Annotated in this window: 23 protein-coding genes; 10 read left to right on the top strand and 13 right to left on the bottom strand. The window is 73.7% G+C overall.

Going from position 1 to position 25,655, the window contains the following annotated elements; translation table 11 throughout:
* On the bottom strand, nucleotides 1-2,475 hold a 2,475-nt coding region (gene nirB, locus ADL05_RS13570; protein WP_053617310.1), incomplete at its 3' end, for a nitrite reductase large subunit NirB.
* 234 nt (nucleotides 2,476-2,709) lie between these two features.
* Between nirB and ADL05_RS13575 the strand changes: the two genes are divergently transcribed.
* Entirely contained in the window at nucleotides 2,710-3,465 is a 756-nt protein-coding gene (locus tag ADL05_RS13575) for a trans-aconitate 2-methyltransferase (RefSeq protein ID WP_053617311.1), read from the top strand.
* 140 nt (nucleotides 3,466-3,605) lie between these two features.
* Nucleotides 3,606-4,247 (top strand): DsbA family oxidoreductase, encoded by a 642-nt coding sequence (locus ADL05_RS13580; RefSeq protein WP_053617312.1) that lies wholly within the window; start codon nucleotides 3,606-3,608, stop codon nucleotides 4,245-4,247.
* Nucleotides 4,248-4,265: 18 nt separating this feature from the next.
* On the opposite strand, the gene ADL05_RS13585 is transcribed toward ADL05_RS13580, so the two are convergent.
* A complete protein-coding gene (locus ADL05_RS13585; RefSeq protein ID WP_053617313.1) occupies nucleotides 4,266-4,718 on the bottom strand; it encodes a nuclear transport factor 2 family protein in 453 nt (150 codons plus the stop codon).
* Nucleotides 4,719-4,842: 124 nt separating this feature from the next.
* Between ADL05_RS13585 and ADL05_RS13590 the strand changes: the two genes are divergently transcribed.
* The 4 genes from ADL05_RS13590 (at nucleotide 4,843) to ADL05_RS13600 (ending at nucleotide 7,616) form a co-directional block, all read left to right on the top strand.
* Nucleotides 4,843-5,805, top strand: a complete 963-nt coding sequence (locus ADL05_RS13590; RefSeq protein WP_053617314.1) for a GlxA family transcriptional regulator — start codon at nucleotides 4,843-4,845, stop codon at nucleotides 5,803-5,805.
* Nucleotides 5,806-5,826: 21 nt separating this feature from the next.
* Complete coding sequence (locus ADL05_RS29705; RefSeq protein WP_082376371.1) at nucleotides 5,827-6,024, top strand: type II toxin-antitoxin system RelE/ParE family toxin; 198 nt, start codon at nucleotides 5,827-5,829, stop codon at nucleotides 6,022-6,024.
* Complete coding sequence (locus ADL05_RS13595) at nucleotides 6,021-6,350, top strand: helix-turn-helix domain-containing protein (RefSeq protein WP_053617315.1); 330 nt, start codon at nucleotides 6,021-6,023, stop codon at nucleotides 6,348-6,350. The genes ADL05_RS29705 and ADL05_RS13595 overlap by 4 nt, the downstream gene beginning before the upstream one ends.
* A gap of 135 nt (nucleotides 6,351-6,485) precedes the next feature.
* Nucleotides 6,486-7,616, top strand: coding sequence for a hypothetical protein (locus tag ADL05_RS13600; protein WP_231640737.1), 1,131 nt, complete (start codon nucleotides 6,486-6,488; stop codon nucleotides 7,614-7,616).
* A gap of 78 nt (nucleotides 7,617-7,694) precedes the next feature.
* Here the strand turns inward: ADL05_RS13600 and ADL05_RS13605 are convergent, their stop codons facing one another.
* The 3 genes from ADL05_RS13605 to ADL05_RS32290 form a co-directional block, all read right to left on the bottom strand.
* A complete protein-coding gene (locus ADL05_RS13605; RefSeq protein WP_053617316.1) occupies nucleotides 7,695-9,317 on the bottom strand; it encodes an OmpA family protein in 1,623 nt (540 codons plus the stop codon).
* 173 nt (nucleotides 9,318-9,490) lie between these two features.
* Nucleotides 9,491-11,257, bottom strand: coding sequence for a S8 family serine peptidase (locus ADL05_RS13610; RefSeq protein WP_053617317.1), 1,767 nt, complete (start codon nucleotides 11,255-11,257; stop codon nucleotides 9,491-9,493).
* Nucleotides 11,258-11,408: 151 nt separating this feature from the next.
* Nucleotides 11,409-14,294, bottom strand: coding sequence for a LuxR family transcriptional regulator (locus ADL05_RS32290; protein ID WP_053617318.1), 2,886 nt, complete (start codon nucleotides 14,292-14,294; stop codon nucleotides 11,409-11,411).
* Nucleotides 14,295-14,510: 216 nt separating this feature from the next.
* Between ADL05_RS32290 and ADL05_RS13620 the strand changes: the two genes are divergently transcribed.
* Nucleotides 14,511-14,987, top strand: a complete 477-nt coding sequence (locus ADL05_RS13620; RefSeq protein ID WP_369800938.1) for a DUF1772 domain-containing protein — start codon at nucleotides 14,511-14,513, stop codon at nucleotides 14,985-14,987.
* A 55-nt stretch (nucleotides 14,988-15,042) separates the two neighbouring features.
* Here the strand turns inward: ADL05_RS13620 and ADL05_RS13625 are convergent, their stop codons facing one another.
* The 5 genes from ADL05_RS13625 to ADL05_RS13640 form a co-directional block, all read right to left on the bottom strand.
* A complete protein-coding gene (locus tag ADL05_RS13625; protein ID WP_053617320.1) occupies nucleotides 15,043-16,500 on the bottom strand; it encodes an FAD-dependent oxidoreductase in 1,458 nt (485 codons plus the stop codon).
* Nucleotides 16,501-16,577: 77 nt separating this feature from the next.
* On the bottom strand, nucleotides 16,578-18,671 hold the full coding sequence (locus ADL05_RS13630; RefSeq protein ID WP_053617321.1) for a molybdopterin oxidoreductase family protein: 2,094 nt from the start codon (nucleotides 18,669-18,671) through the stop codon (nucleotides 16,578-16,580).
* Nucleotides 18,668-20,068: an MFS transporter gene (locus tag ADL05_RS13635; protein ID WP_053617322.1), complete on the bottom strand. Its 1,401-nt coding sequence runs from the start codon at nucleotides 20,066-20,068 to the stop codon at nucleotides 18,668-18,670. The genes ADL05_RS13630 and ADL05_RS13635 overlap by 4 nt, the downstream gene beginning before the upstream one ends.
* Nucleotides 20,069-20,279: 211 nt before the next feature.
* Nucleotides 20,280-20,453 carry a hypothetical protein gene (locus ADL05_RS31125; protein WP_197285792.1) on the bottom strand — a complete coding sequence of 58 codons (174 nt, stop codon included), beginning with the start codon at nucleotides 20,451-20,453 and terminating at the stop codon, nucleotides 20,280-20,282.
* Between the two features lie 90 nt (nucleotides 20,454-20,543).
* Nucleotides 20,544-20,999 carry an Lrp/AsnC family transcriptional regulator gene (locus ADL05_RS13640; RefSeq protein ID WP_053617323.1) on the bottom strand — a complete coding sequence of 152 codons (456 nt, stop codon included), beginning with the start codon at nucleotides 20,997-20,999 and terminating at the stop codon, nucleotides 20,544-20,546.
* Nucleotides 21,000-21,079: 80 nt separating this feature from the next.
* On the opposite strand from ADL05_RS13640, the gene ADL05_RS13645 reads away from it, so the two are divergent.
* Nucleotides 21,080-21,520 carry a DUF2000 domain-containing protein gene (locus ADL05_RS13645; RefSeq protein WP_231640738.1) on the top strand — a complete coding sequence of 147 codons (441 nt, stop codon included), beginning with the start codon at nucleotides 21,080-21,082 and terminating at the stop codon, nucleotides 21,518-21,520.
* A 134-nt stretch (nucleotides 21,521-21,654) separates the two neighbouring features.
* Here ADL05_RS13645 and ADL05_RS13650 read toward each other — a convergent pair whose 3' ends face one another.
* Nucleotides 21,655-22,215 carry a hypothetical protein gene (locus tag ADL05_RS13650; RefSeq protein ID WP_053617325.1) on the bottom strand — a complete coding sequence of 187 codons (561 nt, stop codon included), beginning with the start codon at nucleotides 22,213-22,215 and terminating at the stop codon, nucleotides 21,655-21,657.
* 86 nt (nucleotides 22,216-22,301) lie between these two features.
* A complete protein-coding gene (locus ADL05_RS13655; RefSeq protein WP_053617326.1) occupies nucleotides 22,302-22,835 on the bottom strand; it encodes an NUDIX domain-containing protein in 534 nt (177 codons plus the stop codon).
* A gap of 153 nt (nucleotides 22,836-22,988) precedes the next feature.
* Between ADL05_RS13655 and ADL05_RS13660 the strand changes: the two genes are divergently transcribed.
* Nucleotides 22,989-23,804 (top strand): SDR family oxidoreductase, encoded by an 816-nt coding sequence (locus tag ADL05_RS13660; protein WP_053617327.1) that lies wholly within the window; start codon nucleotides 22,989-22,991, stop codon nucleotides 23,802-23,804.
* Between the two features lie 121 nt (nucleotides 23,805-23,925).
* On the opposite strand, the gene ADL05_RS13665 is transcribed toward ADL05_RS13660, so the two are convergent.
* Nucleotides 23,926-24,705: a MerR family transcriptional regulator gene (locus tag ADL05_RS13665; protein ID WP_053617328.1), complete on the bottom strand. Its 780-nt coding sequence runs from the start codon at nucleotides 24,703-24,705 to the stop codon at nucleotides 23,926-23,928.
* 116 nt (nucleotides 24,706-24,821) lie between these two features.
* Here ADL05_RS13665 and ADL05_RS13670 point away from each other — a divergent pair, with 116 nt between their 5' ends.
* Nucleotides 24,822-25,634, top strand: a complete 813-nt coding sequence (locus ADL05_RS13670; RefSeq protein WP_053617329.1) for a thioesterase family protein — start codon at nucleotides 24,822-24,824, stop codon at nucleotides 25,632-25,634.
* Nucleotides 25,635-25,655 lie beyond the last annotated feature (21 nt).

Genomic DNA, 25,655 nt, shown 5'->3' on the forward strand with positions numbered 1-25,655 from the left:
GCCGAGGTTGAGGGGGGTGGTGGGGGTGGGCTGTTCGCGGGTGGTGGTGAAGCTGATAGTGGGGTCGGGTGTGTCGGGGGCGTTGGTGAAGGACACGAAGCGGGCGAGTTTGTCGGGGTCGGCCAGGACGGCGGCCCATTCGTCGGCGTAGGCGGCCACGTGGTCGGCCATGGCCTGTTCGAGTTCGTGGGCGATGCCCAGGGAGTCGTGGACGACGACGTCGCGCAGGTGGTCCAGGCCGCCGTCGAGGGCTTCGATCCAGGGGGCGGTGCGCTGGAGGCGGTCGGCGGTGCGGATGTAGAACATCAGGAAGCGGTCGATGTAGCGGATGAGGGTGTCCTCGTCCAGGTCGGAGGCCAGGAGTTCGGCGTGGCGGGGGGTGAAGCCGCCGTTGCCGCCCACGTACAGGTTCCAGCCCTGGTCGGTGGCGATGATGCCGAAGTCCTTGCTGCGGGCTTCGGCGCATTCGCGGGCGCATCCGGAGACGGCGGACTTGAGTTTGTGGGGTGAGCGCAGGCCCCGGTAGCGCTCTTCGAGGCGGATGGCGAGTCCGACCGAGTCCTGGACGCCGTAGCGGCACCAGGTGGTGCCCACGCACGACTTGACGGTGCGCAGGGCCTTGCCGTAGGCGTGTCCGGATTCGAATCCGGCGTTGACCAGGCGTGACCAGATGGCGGGCAGCTGTTCGAGGCGGGCGCCGAACAGGTCGATGCGCTGGCCGCCGGTGATCTTGGTGTAGAGGTGGAAGTCGCGGGCGACCTCGCCGATGACGATGAGCTTGTCGGGGGTGATCTCGCCGCCGGGGATGCGCGGGACGACGGAGTAGGTGCCGTTGCGCTGCATGTTGGCCAGGTAGCGGTCGTTGGTGTCCTGCAGGGTGGCCTGTTCGCCCTCCAGGATGTGGCCGCCGCCCAGGGAGGCCAGGATGGAGGCGACGGCGGGCTTGCAGATGTCGCAGCCGGTGCCGGTGCCGTGGGCGGCGATGAGCGCGGAGAAGGTGGTGGTGCGGGTGGCGCGCACGATCTCCACGAGTTCGGCGCGTGACTGGGGGAAGTGCTCGCACAGGGCGGTGGACTGTTCGATGCCGGCCTGGGTGAGGATCTGCTTGAGCATGGGCACGCACGAGCCGCAGCTGGTGCCGGCCTTGGTGCAGGCCTTGAGGGCGGGGACGTCGGTGGCGTCCTGGGTGTGGATGGCCTCGCACAGTTCGCCCTTGGTGACGGCGTTGCAGGAGCAGATCTGCGCGGAGTCGGGCAGGGCGTCGGCGCCCAGGGCGGCCCCGCCCTCGGGGGTGATCAGGGCGAGCGGGTCGCCGGGCAGGGGTGAGCCGACCATGGGGCGCAGGGTGGCGTAGGCGCCGGCGTCGCCGACCAGGATGCCGCCGAGCAGGGTGGTGGCGTCGTCGGAGAGCACGAGTTTGGCGTAGCGGCCCGAGGCGGCGTCGTTGACGACCACGTCCAGGGCGCCGTCGGTGCGGCCGTGGGCGTCGCCGAAGCTGGCCACGTCCACGCCCAGGAGTTTGAGCTTGGTGGAGGTGTCGGCGCCGGTGAAGGTGGCGTCGCCGCCCAGGAGGCGGTCGGCGACCACTTCGGCCATGGCGTTGCCGGGGGCGATGAGGCCGTAGACGGTGCCGCGGTGGTTGGCGGCCTCGCCGATGGCGTGGATATGGGGGTCGCTGGTGGTGCAGGTGTCGTCGATGGCGATGCCGCCGCGCGGGCCCAGGTCGAGGTCGCTGGTGCGGGCGAGGTCGTCGCGGGGGCGGATGCCCACGGAGAACACGACGAGGTCGGCGTCCAGGTGGGAGCCGTCGTCCAGGACCAGGCGGTGGCCGCCGCCGTGGGGGGTGTCCTCGATGGCGGTGGTGGCGGTGCCGGTGTGCACGTGCACGCCCAGGTCGTCGATGAGGTTCCTGAGCAGGGCGCCGGCGCCTTCGTCGATCTGGGCGGGCATCAGGTGGGGGGCGAGTTCGACGACGTGGGGCTGCACGCCCAGCAGGCGCAGGGCGTTGGCGGCCTCCAGCCCGAGCAGGCCGCCGCCGATGACCACGCCGGTGGTGGCGCCCTGGGCGGAGGCGGTGATGGCGTCCAGGTCCTCGATGGTGCGGTAGACGTGGCAGCCGGGGCGGTCGTGGCCGGGGATGGGGGGCACGAAGGGGGTGGAGCCGGTGGCCAGGACGAGTCGGTCGTAGCCCAGGGTGCGGCCGGTGGCGGTGGTGACGGTGCGTGCGGTGCGGTCGATGCCGGTGGCGCGCTCGTTGACGTGGATGTCCACACCGGGGCCGGTCAGGTCGCCCAGGGACAGGTCCTGGGCGTCGGCGCCGTCGAAGTAGGAGGACAGGGCGACGCGGTCGTAGGCGGTGCGGGGTTCCTCGCCCACGACGGTGATGTGCCAGTGGTGGTCGGTGTCGCGGTCGCGGAGTGCTTCGACGAGCCGGTGTCCGACCATGCCGTTGCCGATGACGACGAGTTCTTCCATGGCGGGTGGGACTCCTCCTGGTGCGGGTGCGGTCTGTTTCAGGCAACCCGCAGGGTGTTACCCGCGCATCAGCCGTCTGTGTCGGCGGTGTTTCGATGTCCTGTCATTGCAGGTGGGGGGTGCGTGATTGGTCACGTTGGCCTGGTGGGCGGTGGTGGCGCCCGCGGGCGGCGGGGGGTTGCGCGGGCCGGAAATCGGCTTGGCCGCGGGGCGGCGGGCGCCCATCATGGCCCGATGGTGGATCGACACTTCTCCCATCCGGACCTGGCCGAGCTCTATGACTACTTCAGTTTCTGGCGGTGCTCCCCCCAGGACGACTTCTACCTCGATCTGGTCATGGGCGCCCGCCGGGTGCTGGACGTGGGGTGTGGGACGGGCAAGCTGCAGCGGGTGGCGCGGGAGAGGGGGCACGGCGGGCGCCTGGTGGGGCTGGATCCGGCCCGGGCGATGCTGGAGGTCGCCCGTCGGGGCCGGGGCGACGTCGAGTGGGTGCTGGGCGACCTGGCCCGGGGCCCCGAGGACGGGTCGTGCCTGGAGGGCGGGTTCGATCTGGTCGTGATGTCCGGGCACGCCTTCCAGGTGTTCACCACCGACGAGGAGCTGCGTGCTCATCTGGCGGCCGTGCGGCGGGTGTTGACGGCTCGGGGCCGGTTCGTGTTCGAGACCCGCAATCCGGGCGCGCGGGGCTGGCGGGCGTGGGATCCGGAGCTGGTGCGCACGGTGCGGGGCCCGGGCGGGCGCCTGGCCAGGTGTGTGCACCGCCTGGTCGGGGTGGAGAGCGACCTGGTGACCTTCACCAGCGACTACAGCGTCCAGGGGTGGCAGGGGACCCTGGGCTCTCGCAGCACCCTGCGGTTCCTGGACGCCCCCGCCCTGAACGGGTTCCTGGCCGAGGCCGGGCTGAGGGTGAGCGCCCAGTACGGGTACTGGGACCGCCGCCCGCTCACCGCCACCAGCCAGGAGATCATCACCTTCGCGCGCCCGGCCTGAGCGCCCGCTGCGCCGTGGCCCAACACGTGGCCGGGGTGCGCCAGGGTTTGGGCTGAGGCGTCATTGTCCTGGTCGGGGGCGGCCCGCATACTGGCTGGTGGTGGCAGGCGTGTCGTGTCGGGTGAGAGTGGGGGTCCTTCGTGCGGGTCGACGTGTGGTCCGACATCGTGTGCCCGTGGTGCTTCATCGGCAAGCGCCGGCTGGAGGCGGCACTGGAGCGCTTCGAGGGCGCCGGGCAGGTGGAGCTGGTCTGGCACAGCTACCAGCTCGACCCGGGTTTTCCGCGGGGGCGCAGCGAGCCGGTGTACGCGTCGCTGGCGGCCAGGATGGGGGCCTCCACCGAGCAGGTGCGGACGATGACCGAGCAGGTGGCGCTGGTGGCCGCCACGGAGGGCCTGGACTACGACCTGGCGGGCGCGCTGATGGTCAACACCCTGGACGCGCACCGGCTGGTGCACCTGGCCCGGCAGAGCGGCCTGGACGGCGCGGTGATGGACCGCCTGCTGCTGGCGCAGCTGGTGCAGGCCCGTGATCTGAGCGACCCGGAGACCCTGGTGGAGCTGGTGGCGCAGGTGGGGGTGGACGCGCGGGCGGCGCGGGGTGTGCTGGCGGGTGAGGACTTCACCGACCAGGTGCGCCAGGAGGGCGACCAGGCGCGGCGGCTGGGCGCGACCGGGGTGCCCTTCGTGGTGATGGACGGGGCGTTCGGGGTGTCGGGGGCCCAGCCGGTGCAGGCGTTGGTCTCGGCGCTGGACAAGGCCTTCACCGCCGCGCGCGGCTGAACCCCCTCGGGGTGCGGTTCAGGCCAGGGGGAGGGGCACGCCGTGCTCGTGGGGCGGGCGGGGGCCGTGGATGCGGCGCTGGTCGGCGGTGATGGGCACGTCGTTGATGCTGGCCTCGCGGCGGCGCATCAGCCCCTGGTCGTCGAACTCCCACAGTTCGTTGCCGTAGCTGCGCCAGTGCCGGCCCTGGTCGTCGTGCCACTCGTACTGGAAGCGCACGGCGATGCGGTCCTGGCCGAAGGCCCACAGCTCCTTGCGCAGGGCGTAGTCGAGTTCGCGCCGCCACTTGTCGGTGAGGAAGGCCTGGATCTGGTCGCGTCCGGTGAGGAAGCGGTCGCGGTTGCGCCACTGGGAGTCGGGTGTGTAGGCCAGGGAGACCCGGTGGGCGTCGCGGGTGTTCCAGGCGTCCTCGGCGGCCTGGACCTTGGTGCGGGCGTCGGCGGCGGTGAAGGGCGGCAGGGGCGGTCGCATCGTGGTGGTCTCCTCGCTCGGGGGCTCGTGGGTCGATCCTGGCGCGGGGGCGGGCCCGGCGGCGATGTCTGTGCGGACACCCACCCCGTACATTCGGACATGCGGTGTGGCTAGGCTCGCCGGTATGGGTGGACGCGCCATCGTGGTGATGGCCTATGAGGGTGTGCGGCTGCTGGACGTGACCGCGCCGGCGGAGGTGTTCGCGACCGCCGCGGGGCTGGGCGGGTCCTACACGGTGCGGCTGTGCTCGCCCACCGGGCGGGCGGTGCGGACCTCGGCGGGTGTGCGCGTGCAGGTCGACGGCGCCGCGGACCAGGTCGGTGACGTGCACACGCTGGTCGTGCCGGGCTCGCCCGAGCTGCCCCGCAGCCCCTGGCCGCGGGGGCTGGCCGGGGCCGTGCAGGCGCTGGCGGGGCGGGCCGAACGTGTGGCCTCGGTGTGCACGGGCGCGTTCGTGCTGGCCGGGGCGGGCCTGTTGGAGGGGCGGCGGGCGACCACGCACTGGCGCCACGCCGCGCTGCTGGCGCGCCTGTACCCCCGGGTGCGGGTGGAGGCGGACGCCATCTACGTGCGCGACGGCCGCGTGCTGACCTCTGCGGGGGTCAGCGCGGGCCTGGACCTGTCGCTGGCGATGGTGGAGCAGGACGAGGGCTCGGACCTGGCCAGGCGGGTGGCCCGCGACCTGGTGGTGTTCCTGCAGCGGCCGGGCGGGCAGTCGCAGTTCTCGGTGGCCTCGCGCACCGTCCGCCCGCGCGGGGACGTGCTGCGCCCGGTGCTGGACGCGGTGGCCGCCGATCCGGGCGCCGACCACTCCGCCCCGGCGCTGGCCGCCCGGGCGGGGGTGAGCACCCGGCACCTGGCCCGGCTCTTTCGGGAACGGCTGGGCACCACGCCCGGCGCCCATGTGGAGGCGGTGCGCCTGGAGGCCGCGCGGGCCCTGCTGGAGGCCGGGGAGAGCGTCTCGGGCGCCGCCCGGCGCTGCGGACTGGGCAGTGACGAGTCGCTGCGCCGGGTGTTCTGGCGCCACCTGGGATTGACCCCTTCCGCCTACCGCGAGCGCTTCGCCACCGCCCACCGCTGCCCCTGACCCCCGCCCGGCCGGGTCGGGATCAAGGAGTTGCGACCCGGGTCGACGTGGCGAAGCGAAGTACGCGTCCTGTTCGTCTTCGATCCCTGGCGTCCGGCGATCCTCCTGGTGGCAGGAGACAAGGCAGGGCATTGGAACCGGTGGTACGACAAGGCCGTTCCCCTGGCCGAGCAACGGTTCCATGACTACGTTGAGCGGCGATCCGAGGAGGAACGATGAGCGGATACAGCAAGTGGGATCGCGACGACTACGTCGAACGTGTGGGTGGCACACAGGCGGCCGAGCGGCGACGCAAGGCACTGCTGGCGAGGGTGGACGCCCAACGGTTGGTGGGCATCCGCAAGGAGCGTGGCCTGACTCAGGGCGATGTGGCCGAACGGATGGGTGTGACCAAGGGCCGGGTGAGCCAGATCGAGCAGGGCGAGGTGTTCACCGTGGACGCGATCGCGCGATACGTACGGGCGCTGGGCGGGGAACTCAGGCTCACAGCGGACTTCGACGGGGCCAGCTACACCGTGAGCTCGGACCGGCTGGAGGCCTGCTGAAGGGGTGACGGGTCGGGCGCGGCCCCTCCCCCGTGGGAGGGAGGCGGTTCCGGCTGCGGGGGGAGGTGCGGGCGGGGTGCGCTCGGCGAGGGTGGAGGCATCGAGAACACGCGCCACCACACAGGAGTGAGCCCCATGGCCCCCGTACCGCCCACCGCTTCCCCGCACACCCACGAGAGTCCGCGCACCCTGCTCGTCCCCTGGTCCGTCCTGGCCTGGTCGGCCGCTCTGCTGGGGATCGGCCTGGGCTGGCTGGCCGGCGTCCTGCCCCGGGGCGTGCCCGACACCGACGGCTTCGGGTCACTGTTCACCGGACAGGGCCTCGCGGTGGCCTCGGCCGCCGCCATCGGCGTGGGCGCCGCCGGCGTCGTCAGCGCCCTGTCGCTGCTGCGGCGCGAGGGCGCGGGAGGGCGCCCGGCCGAGGTGGCGGCCTGGGCGATGGCCGCCCTGGTCCTGGTGGTCTTCGTCGACGGCTCGTTGCTGGCCCTGTTCGGCTACTCGATGGTGATGCCGTTCGTGGGCTGGTTCGTGCCCGGCCTGTTCGCCGCCTGGATCGAGGCTGTCCTGGACCCGACGGGCCTGACGCTGCTCTGGTGCGCCCTGGGAACCGCCCTGTGGGTGGCCGCGGCGCTCACGCACCGCCGGGCCCGGCTGCGGGCCTGCCAGAGCTGTGGGCGCGGCCGGGCCTGGAGCGCGCGGGAGGAGCGCCGGGTGCGGGCGCGCGCCGCCGTGGTGGGGCGCTGGGCGGTGGCGGCCGGGGTGGTGCTGGCGCTGCTGTACCCGATGATGCGCTTCCCGTGGCTGTTCGGTGTCGCGCCCGGGATGAGCGAGCAGGACACCGCGATGATGGTGTCCGACCCGAGCACCGTGCTGATCGGTGTGGGGCTGGGTTCGGCCGGGGTGGTGGGCGCGGTGCTCATGCTGGGGCTGGTCCAGCGGTGGGGGGTGCGCTTCCCGCGGTGGATGGTGGGCCTGGCGGGCCGGCGCGTGCCGGTGGCGCTGGCGGTGGTCCCGGCCGCGCTGGTGACGGTGGCGCTGGTGTCCATGGGGCGCAGCGTGCTGGTGCAGCTGGCCACGGAGGACCTCTCCGCCACTCCCCTGACCGAGCAGCTGCACAGCGTGGTGTTCGCGTCGATGGCGCTGTGGGGCGCGGCGCTGGCGGTGGCGACCGCCGCCTACGCGGTGCGCCGGCGCGCCGAGTGCGGCCGGTGCGGGCGCGGGCTGCCCGAGGCCGAGCCCGGCCGCGTCCCGGTCCCGGCCGTGTGAGGCCGGGGCGCCGACAGGGCGCGTGAGGGTGCCCCGCCCGGTCCGGGCGGGGCACCCTCGGTGTGTGCGGGCGCGGTGCTACTGGATCGGCACGCCCGCGACCTCGCCGAAGGCCCCGGCGTGCAGGGTCATCTCGGTGACGTCGAGTGCGGGGGCGGGGAAGACCGCGATGGCGAAGTACTGCTCGCCCGGGGCCAGAGTGTTGATCTCGTCGGCGAAGTCCTCGTAGGCGCCGTCGGCCATGTGGATGCGCACCACGTAGCGGATGATGCCGCTGTCGGGTTCCTGCAGGCGGAACCCGCCCATGGTGCCCTCGGTGTACTGGGCGGGGCTGCCGGGGATGACGGCCTCGTCCACGTCCAGGTCCGCCTCCAGCTCCTGCAGGGTCGAGTTCTGGAAGCCGACCATCTGCACGAGGTAGGCGCCGTCGCGCACCATCGGGTACACGTGCAGGTCCACGTCGTTGTGGGAGACGGTGGTGAAGGGCTCGGTGTTCTCGAAGTAGGGGGCCGGCGGGCCCACGTGGCGCCGGGCCGAGTCCAGGCCCTCGCCGCCCTGGTCGTCGGTGGTGTCGTCCAGGGGCACCTGGTAGGCGAACTCCACGCGGCGGTTGCGGGCGCGGGCCTGCTCGTCGTCGGCGCCGCCCTCCTGGGCCAGGAGTTGGGTGGCGCCGCGGCCTTCGGTGACGAAGGTGAACTCGGTGCCCAGCTCCTCCTCCAGCAGCGCCTTGGCGGCCTCGGCGCGCTGTTCGGACAGGGTCTGGTTGTAGTCGGCGGCGCCCTGGCCGTCGGTGTGGCCGATGACGGTGATCTCGTTGACGTCCGGACCCAGGTTCTCGCGCAGGGACTGGGCGGCCTGGCGGATGGTCTCCTCCGCCTCGGCGGTGGGTTCGGACTCGTCGACCCCGAACATGTTGTCCGAGTGCAGGGCGATGGTCTCCTGGTCGCCCGAGCGGGTGGTGGAGGCGGTGGGGCCGTCCACGAAGCTCTCGATGGACTGCAGGGAGGCGGAGGTGTCCAGGCCCGGCTCGGGGACGTTGTCCGGGTACCAGATCTCCTCGGGCAGTTCGGGGTCCTGGGTGAAGGTGTCGGGGTCGATGTAGTCCTGGGCGTTGGGTTCGGGCGCCTGGGTGAAGTCGTCGACGTAGGTGACGGGGATGCCGGGCATGTGGCCGACGCCGGCGCCGGTCAGCGACAGGTACTCCACGTCCTCGGTGGGGGCGGGGAAGTAGCGGCGGATGGTCGTGGGCAGGCCTTCGTGGGTGGGCATGAAGGGGTCGCCCAGGACGAAGTAGGTGCCGTAGTTCTCGTCGTTGTTGTCGGCGTCGCGCAGGCCGCGCATGACCTCGCCGGAGATGGGGTCGACCAGGCGTACGGGGGCGTTGCGGCCGGTCACGGTGCCGGGCAGGGGTTCGAGGAAGTTGTGCTCGACCTCCAGCATGAGGTATTCGCCGTTGTTCTCCAGGCTGTTGACGGTGAGTTCGAACTGGACGTCGTTGCCGTCCTCGATCGACATGCGCGCCTGGCGCACGAACGGCAGCTCGGGGTAGGAGACCTCCTCGGCCGCCTCCTGGGAGGTGTTCTCGTTCTCGCCCTGGGCTCCGATCCGGCCGCCGGTCAGGTCGCGGATGATGCCGCAGGAGCTGAGGAGAAGGCTCAGCGCCACGGCCGCGCTGACCGCTCCTGTCAGTCGTGTGGACATGGTCTGGGGGACTCCCTCGCGGTCGGTCTGTGCGGTCTCCCGGTGGGGTGCCGGTCACCTGCTGGTCAGACGCCGCGAACGGCGGTCGGGTTCGGCGGGGGTGCGCGGTTTGTGCAGCGGCGCGCGCGGGCGGCCCCCGACCGTGGGACGGTCGGGGGCCGCGGGTGCGGGGGTCAGGACAGGGTGACGGTCTTGGACAGCGAACCGGTGGCGCCGGTGGTGTCGGTGACGGTCAAGGTGATGGTGTAGGTGCCCGGTCCGGGGAAGAAGTGCCAGGTCGTGACACCGCTGCCGGTGGTGCCGTCACCGAAGTCCCAGTGGTAGGAGTCGATGGCGGCGTCCCCCTCGGTGGAGGAGCCGGCGTCCAGGCTGCAGTAGGAGAAGAACGAGTAGCAGGACCCGGTGAAGGCGGCGGTGGGCGCGGTGTGGTCGGGGGTGCCCACCGACACCTCGGTCTGGGTGCTGTGGGAGCGCCCGGCCTCGTCGGTGACGGTCAGTTCGACGGTGTAGGTGCCCTGTTCGGTGTAGGCGTGGGTGGTGGTGGCTCCGCTGCCGGTGGTGCCGTCGCCGAAGTCCCAGGCCCAGTCGGTGACCTCTCCGGCCGAGGAGCTGCCGTCGAAGGAGCACTCCAGGGTGGTGTCGTCGCAGGAGTGGGTGAGGCGGGCGGTGGGTCCCTCGGGCGGGGCGGTGTCGCCGTCGGCGGGGAAGACCTCGGGGTCGCCCACGTCCATCAGGGGTTCGTGGGAGCCGTCGCCGGAGGTGTCGGTCCAGTCGTGGTTGCCGGCCCCGGTCAGGGTGTCGTACAGGGCCATGACCCCGGCGCGGTCGGTGGGCTTGGCCTGGCCGGTGGCCAGCAGCGCCAGTCCGCCGGCGGCGTGGGGTGAGGCCATGGAGGTGCCGCTGATGGTGTTGTAGCCGCCGCCGGGCCAGGTGGAGGTGATGCAGGAGCCGGGGGCGGCGATGTCGATGACCGAGCCGTAGTTGGAGAACGTGGACAGGGTGTCGTCGGCGTCGTTGCGGCAGGACAGGGTGCCGCCGTTGCCGCCGGGTTCGCCGTCGGAGTCGGCCATGGAGGAGACGGTGAGCACGTCGGGGTGGTTGGCGGGGAAGAAGTTGGCGCCGTCGACGCCGTCGTTGCCCGCGGCGATGGCGTAGGCCACGCCGGCGTCCACCGAGCCGGTGATGGCTTCGCTCAGGGCCTGGTCGGTGCAGCCGTTGCAGCCCAGGCTCATGTTGGCGACGGCGACCTCGTCGGCGTTGGCGGTGACGTAGTCCACGCCCGCGGCGATCCCGGACAGGGTGCCGCCGCCGGAGGAGCTCAGGACCTGGACGTTCCACACGTTGGCGCCGGGTGCGACGCCGACCACGCCCACGCCGTTGTCGATGGCGGCCGCGCTGCCGGCCACGTGGGTGCCGTGGCCGTTGCCGTCGGTGGCGGTGTTGGCGGTACAGGTGCCGCTGGTGCAGTCGACCGAGTGGGAGACGTTCAGGTCGGGGTGGGAGCCGTCCACGCCGGTGTCCAGGACGGCGACGGTCACGTCGGGCACGTAGTCGTCCTGGCCGTTGATGTCCAGGTTGGGGTTGTCGGGGGCGAAGACGCGGGCCAGGCCGGTGGGGACGTCCTGGTCGAAGGCGTGGACGGGCTGGTCCTCCTGGACGTAGGCCACGTCGGGGTCCTGGAGCAGGTCGGCGGCCTCGTCGGCGGTCATGTCCGCGGCGTAGCCGGTCAGGGCGTGCTCGTAGACGCCGCGGGGGTCGTCGTCGTTGCGCTCGGCGACCTCGTCGGGGGCGGCGCCCTCGTCCAGGACGACGATGTAGGTGCGCTCGCCGGGGGCGGCGTCGGTGAGGAAGTCGGGCACCTCGGGGGCGGCGGAGGCGGGGGCGGCGGCCAGCAGGGGCAGGAACAGGGCCGCGGTGAACACGGCGCCGATTCTTCGCATGGGGGAACCCTTCGTGGGCGGGGGATCACTAGGGCGTGCTCCGCGGATGCTCGCCCTGGGGCGATGGGGTCATCACCCTGGCGTCATCGTGCGTGGCGCACCGTGGCCGGACAATACGTAGTCGCTACGTAGTTCGGTGGTCGCGGAGCGGCTACGTAGGGGCCGCGTCGGTGGGGGTGCGCAGTTCGCGGCGCGAGCGCAGCCCGAGTTTGCCCAGCGCGTTGGCCACGTGGGTCTCCACGGTGCGCGGGGACAGGTGCAGCAGGGCGGCGATCTCCCGGTTGGTGCGCCCCTGGGCGGCCAGGGCGGCGATCTCGCCCTCGCGCGGGGACAGGCGGGCGCCGCGGCGCCCGCGGCCGGTGTCGGGGGCGGTGTGCACGCCGTGGGAGCGCAGGGCGCGCCGTACGCGGGCGGCGTCCCAGGCCGCGCCCAGGGCGGTGTACTGCTCCAGGGCGGTGTGCAGGGCGGCCAGGCCCGCGGCGGTGCCGCGGTCGCCGGGCCGGGCCAGGTGGGCGCAGGCGCTGTCCTCGCGCACCTGGGCGGCGTCGTAGGGGCGGGGCATGTCCAGGTAGCGCTCCTCGGCCTGGCGGTACAGGACCAGGGCGCGGTCGTGGGCGCCCTCGTCGTGGGCCAGGGCGGCCTCCAGGCGCAGCAGGGCGGTGTGGGCGGCGGGGGCGTCGGTGCCGCGCAGGCCGGCGGCGAAGCGGGTGCACAGGTCGCGGGCCACGGCGCGGCGCCCGCACGCGATCAGCGCGCACAGGCCCGGCAGCAGGTCGGTGGCCCAGACCCACACGCCCTTGCCGGCCACCAGGGAGACCAGGTCCTGGACGTGGTGCCAGGCGGCGGCCGGGTCGCCCTGGGCGGTGGCCAGGCGCGCGGACAGGCCTGCCGCCAGGGCGCGCACGGGCACGGTGTAGTCGGGGGCGTCCTCGGCGCCGGTGTCGGCGCGCAGGTGGCCCAGGCGGGTCTGGGCGGTGGCGGGGTCGCCCTGGGCCAGGGCCAGGGCGGCGCGCACCAGGGTGAGTTCGGCGGTCACGGCGTGCAGGCGGGCCAGGCTGGGTGAGCGCAGGTCGCGTTCGGTGCGTTCGGCCAGGCCCGCCCAGTGTCCGCGCGCCCAGTCCAGCATCAGGCGCAGGGTGCGGGCGCTGGCGTGCACGTAGGGGGTCTGGTCGGGCGGCGACCACTGGGCGGCGTCGTCCAGGTGGCGGTCGGCGCGCTCGTAGTGGCCGAGCATGAGGGCGGCGTCGGCGAGGTTGAGGGAGCCGCGGGCGAACTCGCGGCGCCGGGCGAGCACGTCGGGGGCGGGGTGGGCGTGTGCGGTGCCTGGGTCGGGCAGGGGGATGTCCCAGGCGGCGGGGTCGCCGATCTGGGCGAGCAGGGTGGCCTGGTTGACGGCCACGGCCTGGGGGGTGGCGGGGTCGCGGCTGCGGCGGGCGGCGGTGACGGCCTGGTCCATCCAGCGGCGGTGGGTGTCGACGGGGTCGGGGGTGGAGCGGGGCACGGCCAGGGCGCACATGGCGCGGGCGGCCAGGTCGGGGCGGGTGGAGAGTTCGGTGGCCGCGCGCACGAGTTCGCCGCGGGCGGTGCGCCCGCGGGCGGCCTGGTTGAGCAGGAGCAGGCCCAGTTCCATGCGCAGTTCGCCGCGTTCGGCGGCGCTCATGCCCGGGGTGGTCAGTACGTCGCGCAGCACGGTGATGGTGTGGTCGGCGCTGAGTCCGGTCAGGGCGGCGCGGCCCAGGGTCAGGGCGAGGTCGCGGCGGCGGGGCGCGGGCAGGTCGGGGCGGGTCAGGGCGTCGCGCAGCAGGGCCACGGCGGTGGCGTCCTCGCCGGCGGCCAGGGCCTGTTCGGCGGCTCGGGCGGCGTGGTCGGTCCAGGCGTCGTGGTCGCCGCATTCGCGTGCGTGGCGGGCCAGGAGGGCGTGGGGCGGGTCGGTGCTCTGGCCCAGGACGCGCAGGGCGGCGCGGTGCAGGCGCCGGCGCCGGTCCTGGCGCAGGTGGTCGTGGCAGACCTGGTGCAGCAGGGGTGTGGCCAGGGCCAGGGTGGCGGGGGCGGTGGGGGTCAGGACGGCGCGGCGGGTGGCCTGGGACAGGGCCTTGTCGGCGCGTTCGGGTGGCAGGGCGGCGATGCGGGCCAGGTGTGTCTCGTGGGCGGGGCCCTGGAGGACGCTGGCGGCGTGGACGAGGCGGCGGGCGTCGCGTCCCAGGGAGCGTACGCGGTCCAGGAGCCAGTCGCGCAGGGGCGCGGGCACGGGCGGGCGGGCCGGGACCAGGGGCGCGTTGCCGGGGCCGGTGGGCTCGGTGGGGGCGGTGGCGGCCAGGTGGTGCAGGGTCTGGGTCAGGGCCAGGGGCAGGCCGCCGGTCCACTCGGTCAGGCGGCGGGCGTCCTCGCGGGTGACCGGGTGGGGGTGCAGGACGTGCTCGGCCAGGGTGTGGGTGTCCTGGACGGTGAGCGGGCCCAGGGTGAGTTCGACGTGGCGGGTGCCCGGGGGTGTGCGGGCGGCCAGGGCGGCCAGGCGGACCGAGCGGGGCAGTTCCTCGGGGCGGTAGGTCAGGACCAGGGACAGGTGCGCGGGCAGGCGCGGGGTGAGGTAGCGCAGCAGGTCGTGGGTGGCGGGGTCGATCCACTGGGCGTCCTCCAGGACCAGGACGGCGGGTCCCAGGGCGTCCAGGAGTTCGGCCAGGGCGCGGTAGGTGCGGTGGTGTTCGGCGGCGGGTGTGGGGGCCGGGGGCGGGGTGCGGGGCAGGTGGGCGGTGAGTTCGGGGATCAGGGGGGCCAGGGCGCCGCACAGCGGGCTCAGCCCCTCGGGGACGGGGGCCTGGCGCAGGGCGTCGACCAGGGCGGCGAAGGGGAAGGGGTCGGTGCGGGGCGGGCAGTGCCCGGTCAGGACGGTGGTGTCGGGATCCTGGGCCAGGGTGTGGACCAGGCGGGTCTTGCCCGATCCGGCCGGGCCGGCCAGGAGGACGACGGCTCCGGGAGCGGCGGCGGCGCGCAGGCGGCGTTGGTGGGCTTGACGGCCGACGAGTGGGGGCAGGCGCACACCTGACGACGCTATAGCGACACCGGGGGTAGGAAAAGGGGGTCAGGGCCGACAATCGGCGCCCGATCGCCTCGCCTACTGAACGGTAGGACATGCGGCGTGGTGGTCTCGGGGGTGCGGCGGCGCCGTATCCGCTGGCGTGTGCGTGCGCGGGTCGGGCATAGTGGCGGCTTCAGCGGAGCACGCGGACCCGGGGAGTGGCGGATGGTTCAGGTGATGCTTGCGCTGGTGCCGGTGCTCGCGGCGGTGCTCACGGGCCTGTTCGCCGGGTTGTTCTTCGCGTTCTCGATCGCGGTGATGCCGGGGCTGGGCCGGGCGGGCGACCGGGCGATGATCGAGGCGATGCAGGGTGTGAACGTGGCCATCCTCAACCCGTGGTTCGCGGTGGTGTTCGTGGGCGCGCCGGTGACGGTGCTGGCCTCGCTGGTGCTGCAGGCGAGCACGGGGCACTCGGGGGCGGCGGTGTGGTCGGCGGCGGCGCTGGCGGCCCTGGTGGCGGTGTACGCGGTCACCTTCGCGGTGAACGTGCCGCGCAACAACGCCCTGGAGCGGGCGGGCCCGGCCGGGCGCGTCGACGACCCCGCCGCGGTGCGGGCGCGCTTCGAGGGGGTGTGGGTGCGGTGGAACCACCTGCGCACCCTGGCCTCGGTGGCCGCGCTGGCGTGCGCGGTGTGCGCGCTGACCGCCCACTGAGGCACGGGGCCGCGCCCGCCGCCGTGGCTGGGCGGCGGGCACCGGCGGGCGCGGGTCAGCTCACCGGGGCCGCGTTGTTGGAGTCCAGTCCGGCCAGCAGGGCGTTGACGTCGCGCACGCACCCGCCGCACCCGGTGGTGGCGCGGGTGGCCGAGGCGATGGCGTCCCGGTCGCGGGCCCCGTCCAGCCACGCCTGCTCGATGTCGGTGCGCGTGACCGCGTTGCACCGGCACACCAGCGCCTCGGGGGCGCCCGGGGCGTCCTGGTCCGGTGCGGCCGTGGGCAGCCCCTGGACCAGGGCCAGGCGGTCGGCGGGCACCGGGGCGCCGGTGTCGTGCAGCTGGGAGACGGTGGCGGCGGCCTCGGGGAAGCCGAGCAGGACGGCGCCCACCACCTTGTCCTGCCGCACCACGAGCTTGGCGTAGCGGCCCCCGTGCGGGTCGCTGACGGTGACGGTCTCCAGGCCGGGGGCGTCGTCGTCCTCGTGCACCAGCCCGAAGGAGGTCAGTTCGATGCCCTCGGCCTTGAGGCGGGTGACCGGGCTGGAGCCGGTGTAGCGGGCCTGGGGGTCGGTGCCGGTCAGGCGGCGGGCCAGGACGGCGGCCTGTTCCCAGCCCGGTTGGACCAGGCCCGCGCCGCCGCCGGCGTGCTGGGCGCAGTCGCCGATGGCGTGCACGCGCGGGTCGGAGGTGCTCAGGAAGTCGTCGACCAGGATGCCGTGCTCGACCTCGATCCCGGCGTCCTTGACGAGTTCGGTGTTGCCGCGCACCCCGGCGGTGACCACGAGCACGTCGCCGGGCAGCACACGGCCGTCGTCCAGTTCCAGCCCGGTGCCCGGGACCCAGCGCGAGGCCACCCGCCAGGAGTGGACGGTCACGCCCAGGTCCTCGTAGAGGTGGCCCAGGATCTTGGCGGCGGGCTTGTCGATCTGGCGGCGCATGATCCAGGGCGAGGACTCCACCACCGACACTCGGGCGCCGCGCCCGGCCAGGCCGCGCGCGGCCTCCAGGCCCAGGACGCCGCCGCCCAGCACCACCACCGGGGCGCCGGGGCGCACCAGCGACAGCAGGCGGTCGCAGTCGGCCAGATCGCGCAGGGCGGTGACCCCCTCGCCCGGGCGCCCGTCCTTGGCCGCCACGCCCGTCACGGGCGGGAAGGAGGCCCGGGCGCCGGTGGCCACGACCAGTTCGTCATAGGGCAGCTGGGAGCCGTCGTCCAGGGTCACGGTGCGCTGGGCGGTGTCCAGGGCGGTGGCGGTCAGGCCGGGGCGGACGGTGACGCCGGGGGTCTCGGGCACGGGCAGGCGGATCTGTTCGGGGGTGTAGTCGCCCGCGACCACGCCCGAGAGCAGGACGCGGTTGTAGGCGGGGTGGGGTTCGGTGCCGACCACGGTGACGTGGACCCGCCGCCCCTCCGGGTCGAGCCTGGCGGTCTCCTCGGCGAAGCGGGCGCCGACCATCCCGTTGCCGACGACCACGATCTGGCGCGGGGACGCGCCCTGCACGGTGCTCAACTACTGCCTCCAGGTGGGTGGGTGTGGGCGTCCCGGGCGGCGTCGGCCGGGTCTGGTGGGGACGGGGCGGGCGGGTCTCAGGGCGCGGGCGCGGGTTCGAGCCGCACCGCGCTGACCTTGAACTCGGGCATGCGGCTGGTGGGGTCCAGTGCCGGGTTGGTGAGGTTGTTGGCGCTGTGCTCGCCGCCGAAGTGGAAGGGCAGGAACACCGTGTCCAGACGGGCGGTGTGGTCCAGGCGCACCCGGGCGCGGGTGCGCCCGCGCCGGGAGGAGACGGTGGCCCACTCCCCCGCCGCGACCCCGGCGCGGGCCGCGGTGTCGGGGTGGACCTCCACGTACACCTCGGGTTCGGCCGCGCTGAGCTCGGGCACGCGGCGGGTCTGGGCGCCGGACTGGTAGTGGCCCATGAGGCGGCCGGTGGTGGCCAGGAGCGGGAAGTCCTCGTCGGTCTCCTCGGCCGGGGGGCGGTGGGCGACGGCGACCAGGCGGGCCCGGCCGTCGGAGTGGGCGAAGGCGTCCAGGAACAGGCGGGGTGTGGGCGCGGCGTCGGCCAGGACCGGCCAGTACAGGGCCTCGCCGGACTCCAGGCGTTCGGGGGTGGCGCCGGAGTAGTCGGCCGCTCCCCCGGCCGAGGCGCGGCCCAGCTCGGCCAGGACGGTGTCGGGGTCGGTGGGGAAGCGTTCGGCGGGCTGGCCGAGCCGGGTGGCCAGCGCCGAGAGCACCTCCAGGTCGGTGCGCACGCCCTCGGGCGGTGCGGTGGCGCGGTTGCGGCGCAGGATGCGGCCTTCGAGGTTGGTCATGGTGCCCGACTCCTCGGCCCACTGGGCCACGGGCAGCACGACGTCGGCCATGGCGGCGGTCTCGGAGAGCACGAAGTCGGCGGCGACCAGGAAGTCCAGGGAGGCCACGCGTGAGCGCATCCGCTCGGAGTCGGGGGCCGAGACCAGCGGGTTGGAGCCGAACAGCAGCATGGCGCGCGGTCCGCCGCCCTCGCCCAGGGCGTCCAGGAGTTCGAAGGCCGAGCGGCCGGGGCCGGGCAGGGTGTCGGGGTCCACCCCCCACACGCCGGCCACGTGCGCGCGGTCGCCCGGGTCGGCGATCTTGCGGTAGCCGGGCAGCTGGTCGGCCTTTTGGCCGTGCTCGCGCCCGCCCTGGCCGTTGCCCTGGCCGGTGATGCACCCGTAGCCGGAGCCCTGGCGGCCGGGCAGGCCCAGGGCCAGGGCCAGGTTGATCCACGCCGAGACGGTGTCGGTGCCCTTGGCGTGCTGTTCGGTGCCGCGCCCGGTCAGGATGTAGGCGGAGCGGTTGCGGGCGGCCGCGCCGAGCAGGTCGGCGGCGGCGCGGATGCGTGCGGCGGGCACCCCGGTGACCTGTTCGGTGCGTTCGGGCCACCAGGCGGCGGCGTGCTCCCAGGCCCGTTCGAAGCCGGTGGTGCGGCGGGCGAGGTAGTCGTCGTCGGTCCAGCCCTGGACGCGGGCGGCGTGCAGGAGCCCCAGGGCCAGGGCCAGGTCGGTGCCGGGCCGGGGGGCCAGGTGCAGGCCGCCGTTGTCCAGGGCGACGCGGGCGGTGGCCGAGCGGCGCGGGTCGATGACGATCAGGGTGGGCGCCGACAGGTGGCCCATCATGGGCGGCATGGTCTCGGCCGGGTTGGCTCCGGCCAACAGGACCACCTCGGCCTGGCCGACGTCGGTGAGCGGGAAGGGCATCCCGCGGTCCAGCCCGAAGGCCTTGGTGGAGCCGGCCGCGGCCGAGGACATGCAGAACCGGCCGTTGTAGTCGATCTGGGAGGTGGCCAGGGCCAGGCGGGCGAACTTGCCCAGGGTGTAGGACTTCTCGTTGGTCAGGCCGCCGCTGCCGAACACCGCCACCGTGTCGGGACCCGACTCCGCCCGGAGGGCGAGCAGGCGTTCGGCGATGTGGTCAAGGGCGGTGTCCCAGTCCACCTCGGTGAGGGGGGAACCGCGGTCCTTGCGCATCAGCGGCCGGGTGAGGCGGTCGGGCACGGTGAGCACCTCGGCGGAGGTCCACCCCTTGCGGCACAGGCCTCCCCGGTTGGTGGGGAAGTCCGCCGGCCGGGCGGCGAGCCGTCCGTCTGGTCCGGTGTCCAGGTGCATGGCGCACTGGAGGGCGCAGTAGGGGCAGTGGGTCTGGGTGCTCGTGCCGTGGGTCATCGTGCGACGGTCTCCGTGGTGCCGGTCGGGGTGGTGGTGGAGGCGGGGGCCGACAGGGCGGGTGTGCGCATGTAGACGGCGTAGGTGATGATCGCGCACACCGTGTAGAAGGCCAGGAAGGCGAGGAAGCCGGGGGCGGCCGACTCGGTGGCGCGGAAGGACTCGCGGAAGACGAGGTTGATGGCGACGCCGCCCATGGCGCCCATCGCGCCGATCAGGCCGAGCATGGAGCTGGCGATGCGCTTGTTGTAGGAGAGGGTCTCCTCGCGGGGGGCGCCCTGGGCGATGGCGTTCTGGGCCTTGGCCGCGTAGATGGAGGGGATCATCTTGTAGGTGGAGCCGTTGCCGATGCCGGTCAGGACGAACACCACGCAGAAGGCTGCGATGAACACGGCCAGGGAGTCGGCGTTGATCGCGGCCACGACCACGCCGGTGCCGGCGACCATGGCGATGAAGTTCCACAGGGTGACGCGGGCACCGCCGAAGCGGTCGGCCATCTTGCCGCCGATGGGGCGGATGAGCGAGCCGATGGTGGGGCCCAGGAAGGTGATGGAGGCGGCCTGGAGGGGTTCGAGGCCGAACTGGTTCTGCAGCAGCAGGCCGAAGGCGAACCCGAAGCCGATGAAGGACCCGAAGGTGCCGACGTAGAGCAGGGACATGATCCAGAAGTGGCGGTCCCTGGTGGCGGCCAGCTGCGCGGAGGCGTCGCTGCGGGCGCTGGTGAGGTTGTTCATGTGGCGGATCGCGACCCAGATCGCCAGCAGGATGAACGGCACGTAGAAGAGCGGGACGAAGTGTCCGGCCTGGGCGGTGAAGATCGCGATGACGCCGAGGCCGACCAGCTGGACGGTGGCCACGCCGATGTTGCCGCCGCCGGCGTTCATGCCCAGGGCCCAGCCCTTCTCCTTCTCGGGGAAGTAGAAGTTGATGTTGGCCATGGAGGAGGAGAAGTTGCCGCCGCCGATGCCCGCGGTGGCCGCCAGGACCAGGAAGAGCCAGTAGGGCGTCTCCGGTGCCTGGATGAGGAAGACGGCCAGGGCGGTGGGGCCCAGCAGCATGGTGGAGGAGATGATCGTCCAGTTGCGTCCGCCGAAGAAGGGGACGGCCAGTGTGTAGGGCACGCGCAGGACCGCGCCGACGAAGGCGACCACGGACACCAGCAGGAACTTCTGCTCGGGCGCCCAGTCGAAGCCGGTGGCGGGGGTCATGAACAGGACCAGCACCGACCAGATGCTCCAGATGGAGAAGCCGATGTGCTCGGAGAAGATCGAGGCCCACAGGTTGCGCTTGGCGACCGGGCGCCCCTTCTCCTGCCAGAACGTGTCGTTCTCCGGATCCCAGTCGGTGATCCAGGTCTTGCCTGTGCGGGCGGCGCGTTGGCCAGTCTCGGGGGTCACGGCCGGGCCTTCCTGTTCGACGGTTGGTGACAAAACCGAAGGTAGGAAGCTTGCGTGTCCGCGACATGTCCAGCCGTAACACGCAAGAAACAGTCGCCTCACCCAGGGGGCCCTACGGCGGTGAGAACCCCATGTTACGGGCGTTGTCGGGCGTGTGGCACACGCGTTTCAGGCCCGGTGTGGTCTTGCACACGGTGGCGGGCGGCCGGCCTCACCGTCCGTCGGGCTCCTCCCCCCGCCGCCTCTTGTGCCCGCCGGCGTCCAGGCAGGTGCCCAGCACCAGGCCGAGGGCGATCCCGGCGCCGACGTTGTCCAGGGCCGCGCCGATGGCCACGCCCAGGCACAGTCCCAGGGCGATCCCGGTCCCCGGTGTCCAGTTGTCCATGGCCCTCCCCCTCGCGTGCGGTGCTCGCGTGGTTGGACGCGTGCGGCGCGGTGGCGGTTCCCCGCCTCCGGTGTGGCGGTCCGGTGAGGTTCACTCCAGGGGCGCGTGGACGCTCTTGCGGGCGCTGTCGTAGATGATCTGGCTGCGGAAGCTCACCACCTCGCGGCGCTGGGTGAGCCGGTCGATGAGGAAGCTGTGCAGGGTGTCCAGTGAGGGCAGGGACACGTGCACGAGGAAGTCCTGTTCGCCGGCCACCACGTAGACCGCCAGCACCTCGGGCAGTGCGAACATCGCGGCCTTGAAGCCCTCGATCACCTGGCGGCTGGGCGGGCGCAGCTGCACCGAGATGAACGCCTCGACCCGGCGGTTGAGCGCGGCCGGGTCGATGTCGGCGTGGTAGCCGCGGATGACGCCGCGCCGCTGCAGCAGGCGCACCCTCTCCAGACAGGTGGAGGGCGCGATGCCCAGCCGTCCGGCCAGGGCGCGGTTGGTTTGGCGCGCATCCGTTTGGAGTTCGCGCACGATCGCCGAATCAAGTTCGTCCATACGGGTGAGCCTACGCCCCCGTTCGGATTTCGTTCGGTCCCAGGTCAGTTCCACCGCGTGGATGTCTAGTGTCTGGACTCATGACACAGCAGATGAACGAGGAAAAGGTCACCATACCGGCCACCAAGGTGGTCGTGGTCCTGCGTGAGGACCTGGAGGCCCCGCTGGCCGCCAACGCGGGCGCGGTGCTCGGTCTGGCGCTGGGCGGGCGCCTGGAGGACTCGGTGGCGGCCGACGGCAAGGACGCCGGCGGCGGTGTCCACGCGGGGCTCAACCCGCACCCCGTGCCGACCCTGGCCGCCTCCGGTGCGGCGCTGCGCGCGCTCAAGGCCGAGGCCGACGCCCGCGGAGTCACCGTGGTGGGCTTCAACGAGGTGGCGCGGCGCTCCCGCGACTACGCGTCCTACCTGGATGCGCTCGCCCGCACCGAGCCCGAGGCGGTGGAGTACGTGGGGCTGGCCCTGTTCGGGCCGCGCGGCGCGGTCAACAAGATCACCCGGCGGCTGCCGCTGCTGCGCTGAGGCCGTGGGCGGGGCCGCGGACCGGAGCGGGGAAGGGCCGCGGCGAGGGCTGAGGCCCCTCCCCGCCCGCTCGGCCGTGCCCGTGCGGGCGCGCTGGCGCCGGGCCCTGGCCTGTGCGGGGCGCCGCGCAGGGCTCATCCGGTGCGGCGCCCGGCCAGGGCCGCCAGCTCCGCCAGGGACGCGACCCGCTCGACCTCGGCGTCGGTGAGGCGGTCGATCATCGCCCGGTAGGACTGGGCCCGCGCGGTGGTGGGCAGGCGGTCGGCGTGGATCTCTGCCAGGGCCAGCTCGAACCCGCACACGGCCCGCGGCGCGTGCCGGTGCGGGTGGCGGCTCACCGACCAGGCCACGCGCAGCGCGTGCTCGTGGCCGGGGGCGGCGCCGGGGCGGTCGCTCTCGCGGGCCGCGTAGCGGTAGCCGTCGGCCTCGTCGCAGGGCCCGCAGCCCCGTGCCCCGGACCCCAGCGCCCGCCCGCACTCGGGGCAGGCCAGCCGCTCCAGGGCGGCGTCCACCACGCGCCAGTCGAACTGGTCGGGTCCCTCGGCCACCAGGCGGGCCAGGTCGTGCTCCTGCGGGCCGCCCGGCTCGACCGCCCACCGCGCGCACGTGCGTGACCAGGCCGCCTCCACCTCGACGGTGAGGTCCGCCAGGGCGCGGGCCACCTCGGCGCCGCGCCGGTGCGGTGTGCTCTCCATGCCCGCACGGTAGCGCTCGCGTGCGCGTCGGCACCAGTCGGTCGCGGTCTCACGGCGCCGCGCCCAGCGCCGCGAAGGCCCTGGGGTCAGGTCCGCGGCCGTGTGGCGTACAGGTACAGCAGGGCGTTCATCGACGTGCCGCTGACCAGCGTGCGCTCCCTGACCAGGTCCGGCACCCGTGCCAGGGGCAGCCAGGTGATGCGCTCGGACTCCCAGGGGTCGGTGGGGGCGCCCACCCGTTCGGCGGAGTCGGCCGTGAAGACGTGGTGCTCGCTGTCGGTGAGGCCGTTGGAGGGTTGGGTGTACAGCAGCGGGCGCAGGGGGCCCGGACGCCAGCCGGTCTCCTCCTCGGTCTCGCGGGCCGCGGCCGCCATCGTGCTCTCCCCCGGCAGGACCCCGCCCAGGGGGATCTCATAGCCCCAGGTGTCGGTGATGAACCGGTGCCGCCACAGCAGCAGGACGCGCTCCTGGTCGTCGCACACCACCACCCCCGCCCCGGGCGGGCGGCGCAGCAGGCGGTGCGCGATGCGCCGGCCGCCGGGCAGTTCGACCTCGGCGATCCGCAGGTCGATCCAGGGGTCGGTGTAGAGCGATTTCTCCGAATGGACGGTCCAGCGCACAGGCGGTCTCCCCCTCAGGCGGATGCGTGGACCCACCGGGTGTCCACGGCACTGCCTCTCCCGTGCCCCGGATCGGGCGCCGCCACGCCGACCGAACGTCCGCGGCAGGCCGTGGTCGTCGCGAATGTCGCCTCCGGATGTTTGGGTGGGCGCATGAGTGAACAACCGATTCTCGTGTTGGGCGCCACCGGGACCACCGGGCGGCGGGTGGCCGGACTCCTGGGCTCCCAGGGCCGTCCCGTGCGGGCGGCCTCGCGGCGCGGCAGGGTGCCCTTCGACTGGTCGCGGCCCGACACCTGGCGGGGCGCGCTCGACGGGGCGGGCGCCGTGTACCTGATGGCGCCGGACGGGGTGCCGGTGGACCCGGAGTTCGTGCGGCTGGCGGTGGACCAGGGTGTGCGCCGTCTGGTGCTGCTGTCGAGCCGGGCGATCGAGGAGATGGGCGACGAACGGCTGCTGTCGGCCGAGCGCACGGTGCGCGAGAGCGGCGCGGAGTGGACCGTGCTGCGCTGCGACTGGTTCGACCAGAACTTCGACGAGGGGTTCTTCCGCGAGCCCGTGCGCGCAGGACGGATCACCCTGCCGGTGGGCGGGGTGCGCCAGGCGTTCGTGGACGCGGGCGACATCGCGGCGGTGGCGGCCGCCGCGCTGACCGGGAACGGGCACGCGGGGCGCGTGTACGAGGTCACCGGGCCGCGGGCGCTGACCTTCGGCGAGGCCGCCGAGGCGATCAGCGGCGCGGCCGGGTACCGGGTGGACTTCCAGGGCGATCCGGAGGAGTTCGTGCGCGACCAGGTCGCCGCGGGCCTGCCCGAGGAGGAGGCGCGCGGAGCGGTGGCGGCGTTCGCGGCGCTGAGGGCGATGGGCGACGCCGAGCCCAGCCAGGACGTGCTGCGCGTGACGGGGCGGGCGCCCAAGGACTTCACGGCCTACGCCGCCGAGGCGGCCCCGGCCTGGCGCGACTACTAACTGCACGCCGGGGCGGCCTGGAAGCGTGCGGCGGCAGGCCGCGGCGGTCACGTCCCCGACCACGCGGTGGGCGAGGACCGCCCAGGGCCCCGGTGCCCGCGGTGGGCGCGGCGGACGGTCGTCAGTGCCCGTGCGCCCCGCGCCCCTCCTGGCGGTCGGCGTTGGCGGCGAAGGCCCCGCACAGGTAGGCGCTCAGCCCTTCGGCGTGGGCGTCGATCGTCGCGGTGAAGCGCGCGTCGTCCACGTACAGCCGCCCCAGGCCGCGGTGGATCTCGGTGGTGCAGTCGTAGAACCAGCGGGTGATGTGCTCGCGGTGCCGCTCGGACAGGTCCATGGCGGCCTCGCCGTCGGCGGGCGCCCCCTCGTCCATCAGCCGGGCCAGGGCGCGGTAGACCTGGGCGGCCTCGGCGTTGTGCCGTTCCCAGTCGGCCTTGGCGTAGGAGCTCACGCGGCGCTGTGAGCGGGCGAAGGCGTCGCTGCCGCCCCAGCGCCGGCGAGCCTCCTCGGCGTGGGCGTCCACGTCGAAGTCGCCGAAGAGTTCGAGCCGCTGCGCGGCGGTCAGGTCGAGTTCCATGGTGTCGGCCTCCATCAGGTGTTCCAGGCCGCGTGCGATCGCGCGCAGCCGTTCGATGCGTTCGGTCACAAGCTCGTGCTGGCGGGCCAGGTGGGCGCGGGTGTCGGCCCCGGGGTCGTCGAGGATCTCGGCGATCCGGTCCAGTCCGAACCCGAGTTCGCGGTAGGTGAGGATCTGCCGGAGCCGCTCCACGTCGTCGTCGCTGTAGCGGCGGTACCCCGACGCGGTGCGCCCGGCGGGTACGAGCAGCCCGATCTGGTGGTAGTGGTGCAGTGTGCGCACGGTCTGCCCGCTCATCCGCGCGACCTCGCCGACGGTGTGTGCCAACGGTTCCCCCACTGGTGGTGACGTGTGCACGACGCTAGGGCCTGACGCGGCGTGAGGGTCAAACGGTGGCGGAAGGCGGTGCGCCCCACAGATCTACCGGCGAGTAACATGTGGGGATGAGCCTTGACCAATCCGCCGCCGAGTTCGAGTACGACCGGGACACCCGTGTCGACAAGCGCGACGACGGCGAGTTCACAGCCACACTCACCGACGGCTGGACCACCTTCACCACCCACCCCAACGGCGGCTACGTCCTGGGTACCGCGCTCAACGCCCTGGGCCAGACCCTCAGCCAGCCCGACCCCCTGGTGGCCTCCGCCTTCTTCCTGCGCCCGGCCGCCCCCGGCTCCGCCGACATCCGCACCCGGGTCCTGCGCGAGGGCCGCCGCACGGCCACCGGCGAGACCGTCCTGGAACAGGGCGGCAAGGAGATCGTGCGCGCCACCGCCACCTACGGCGACCTGGCCCCCGACCCCAGCGCCCGGGTCCTGTCCCTGGAGGGGCCGCCGCGGCTGCCCGCGCCCGAGGACTGCCCCGTGCTGCCGGAGTTCGACCGCCCCGAGGGCGTGAGCATCGCGCACCGTGTGCACTACCGCTTCCCCCAACGCCCCCGGTGGATGGACGGCCACAAGGACGGGCGCCCCCACAACGAGTTCTGGATGCGCTTCGCCGACGGCCGCCAGGCCGACACGGGCTCGCTGGCGGCCATGGTGGACTTCGCCATCCCCGCCGTGCTGGAGATCGGTGAGTTCGGCACCATCACCGTCGAGCTGACCGTGCACGTGCGGGCCCGGCCCGCCCCCGGGTGGCTGGCCTGCCGGGTCTACACCAAGCACGTCGCCGGCGGCCTGCACGAGGAGGACATGGAGATCTGGGACTCCCAGGGCGCCCTGGTGGCCCAGGCCCGCCAGCTGGCCATGCTGCTCTGAGAGCGCCGCTTCGCGCGTGGG

Source organism: Nocardiopsis sp. NRRL B-16309 (genome assembly GCF_001279585.1).
Classification (GTDB): domain Bacteria; phylum Actinomycetota; class Actinomycetes; order Streptosporangiales; family Streptosporangiaceae; genus Nocardiopsis.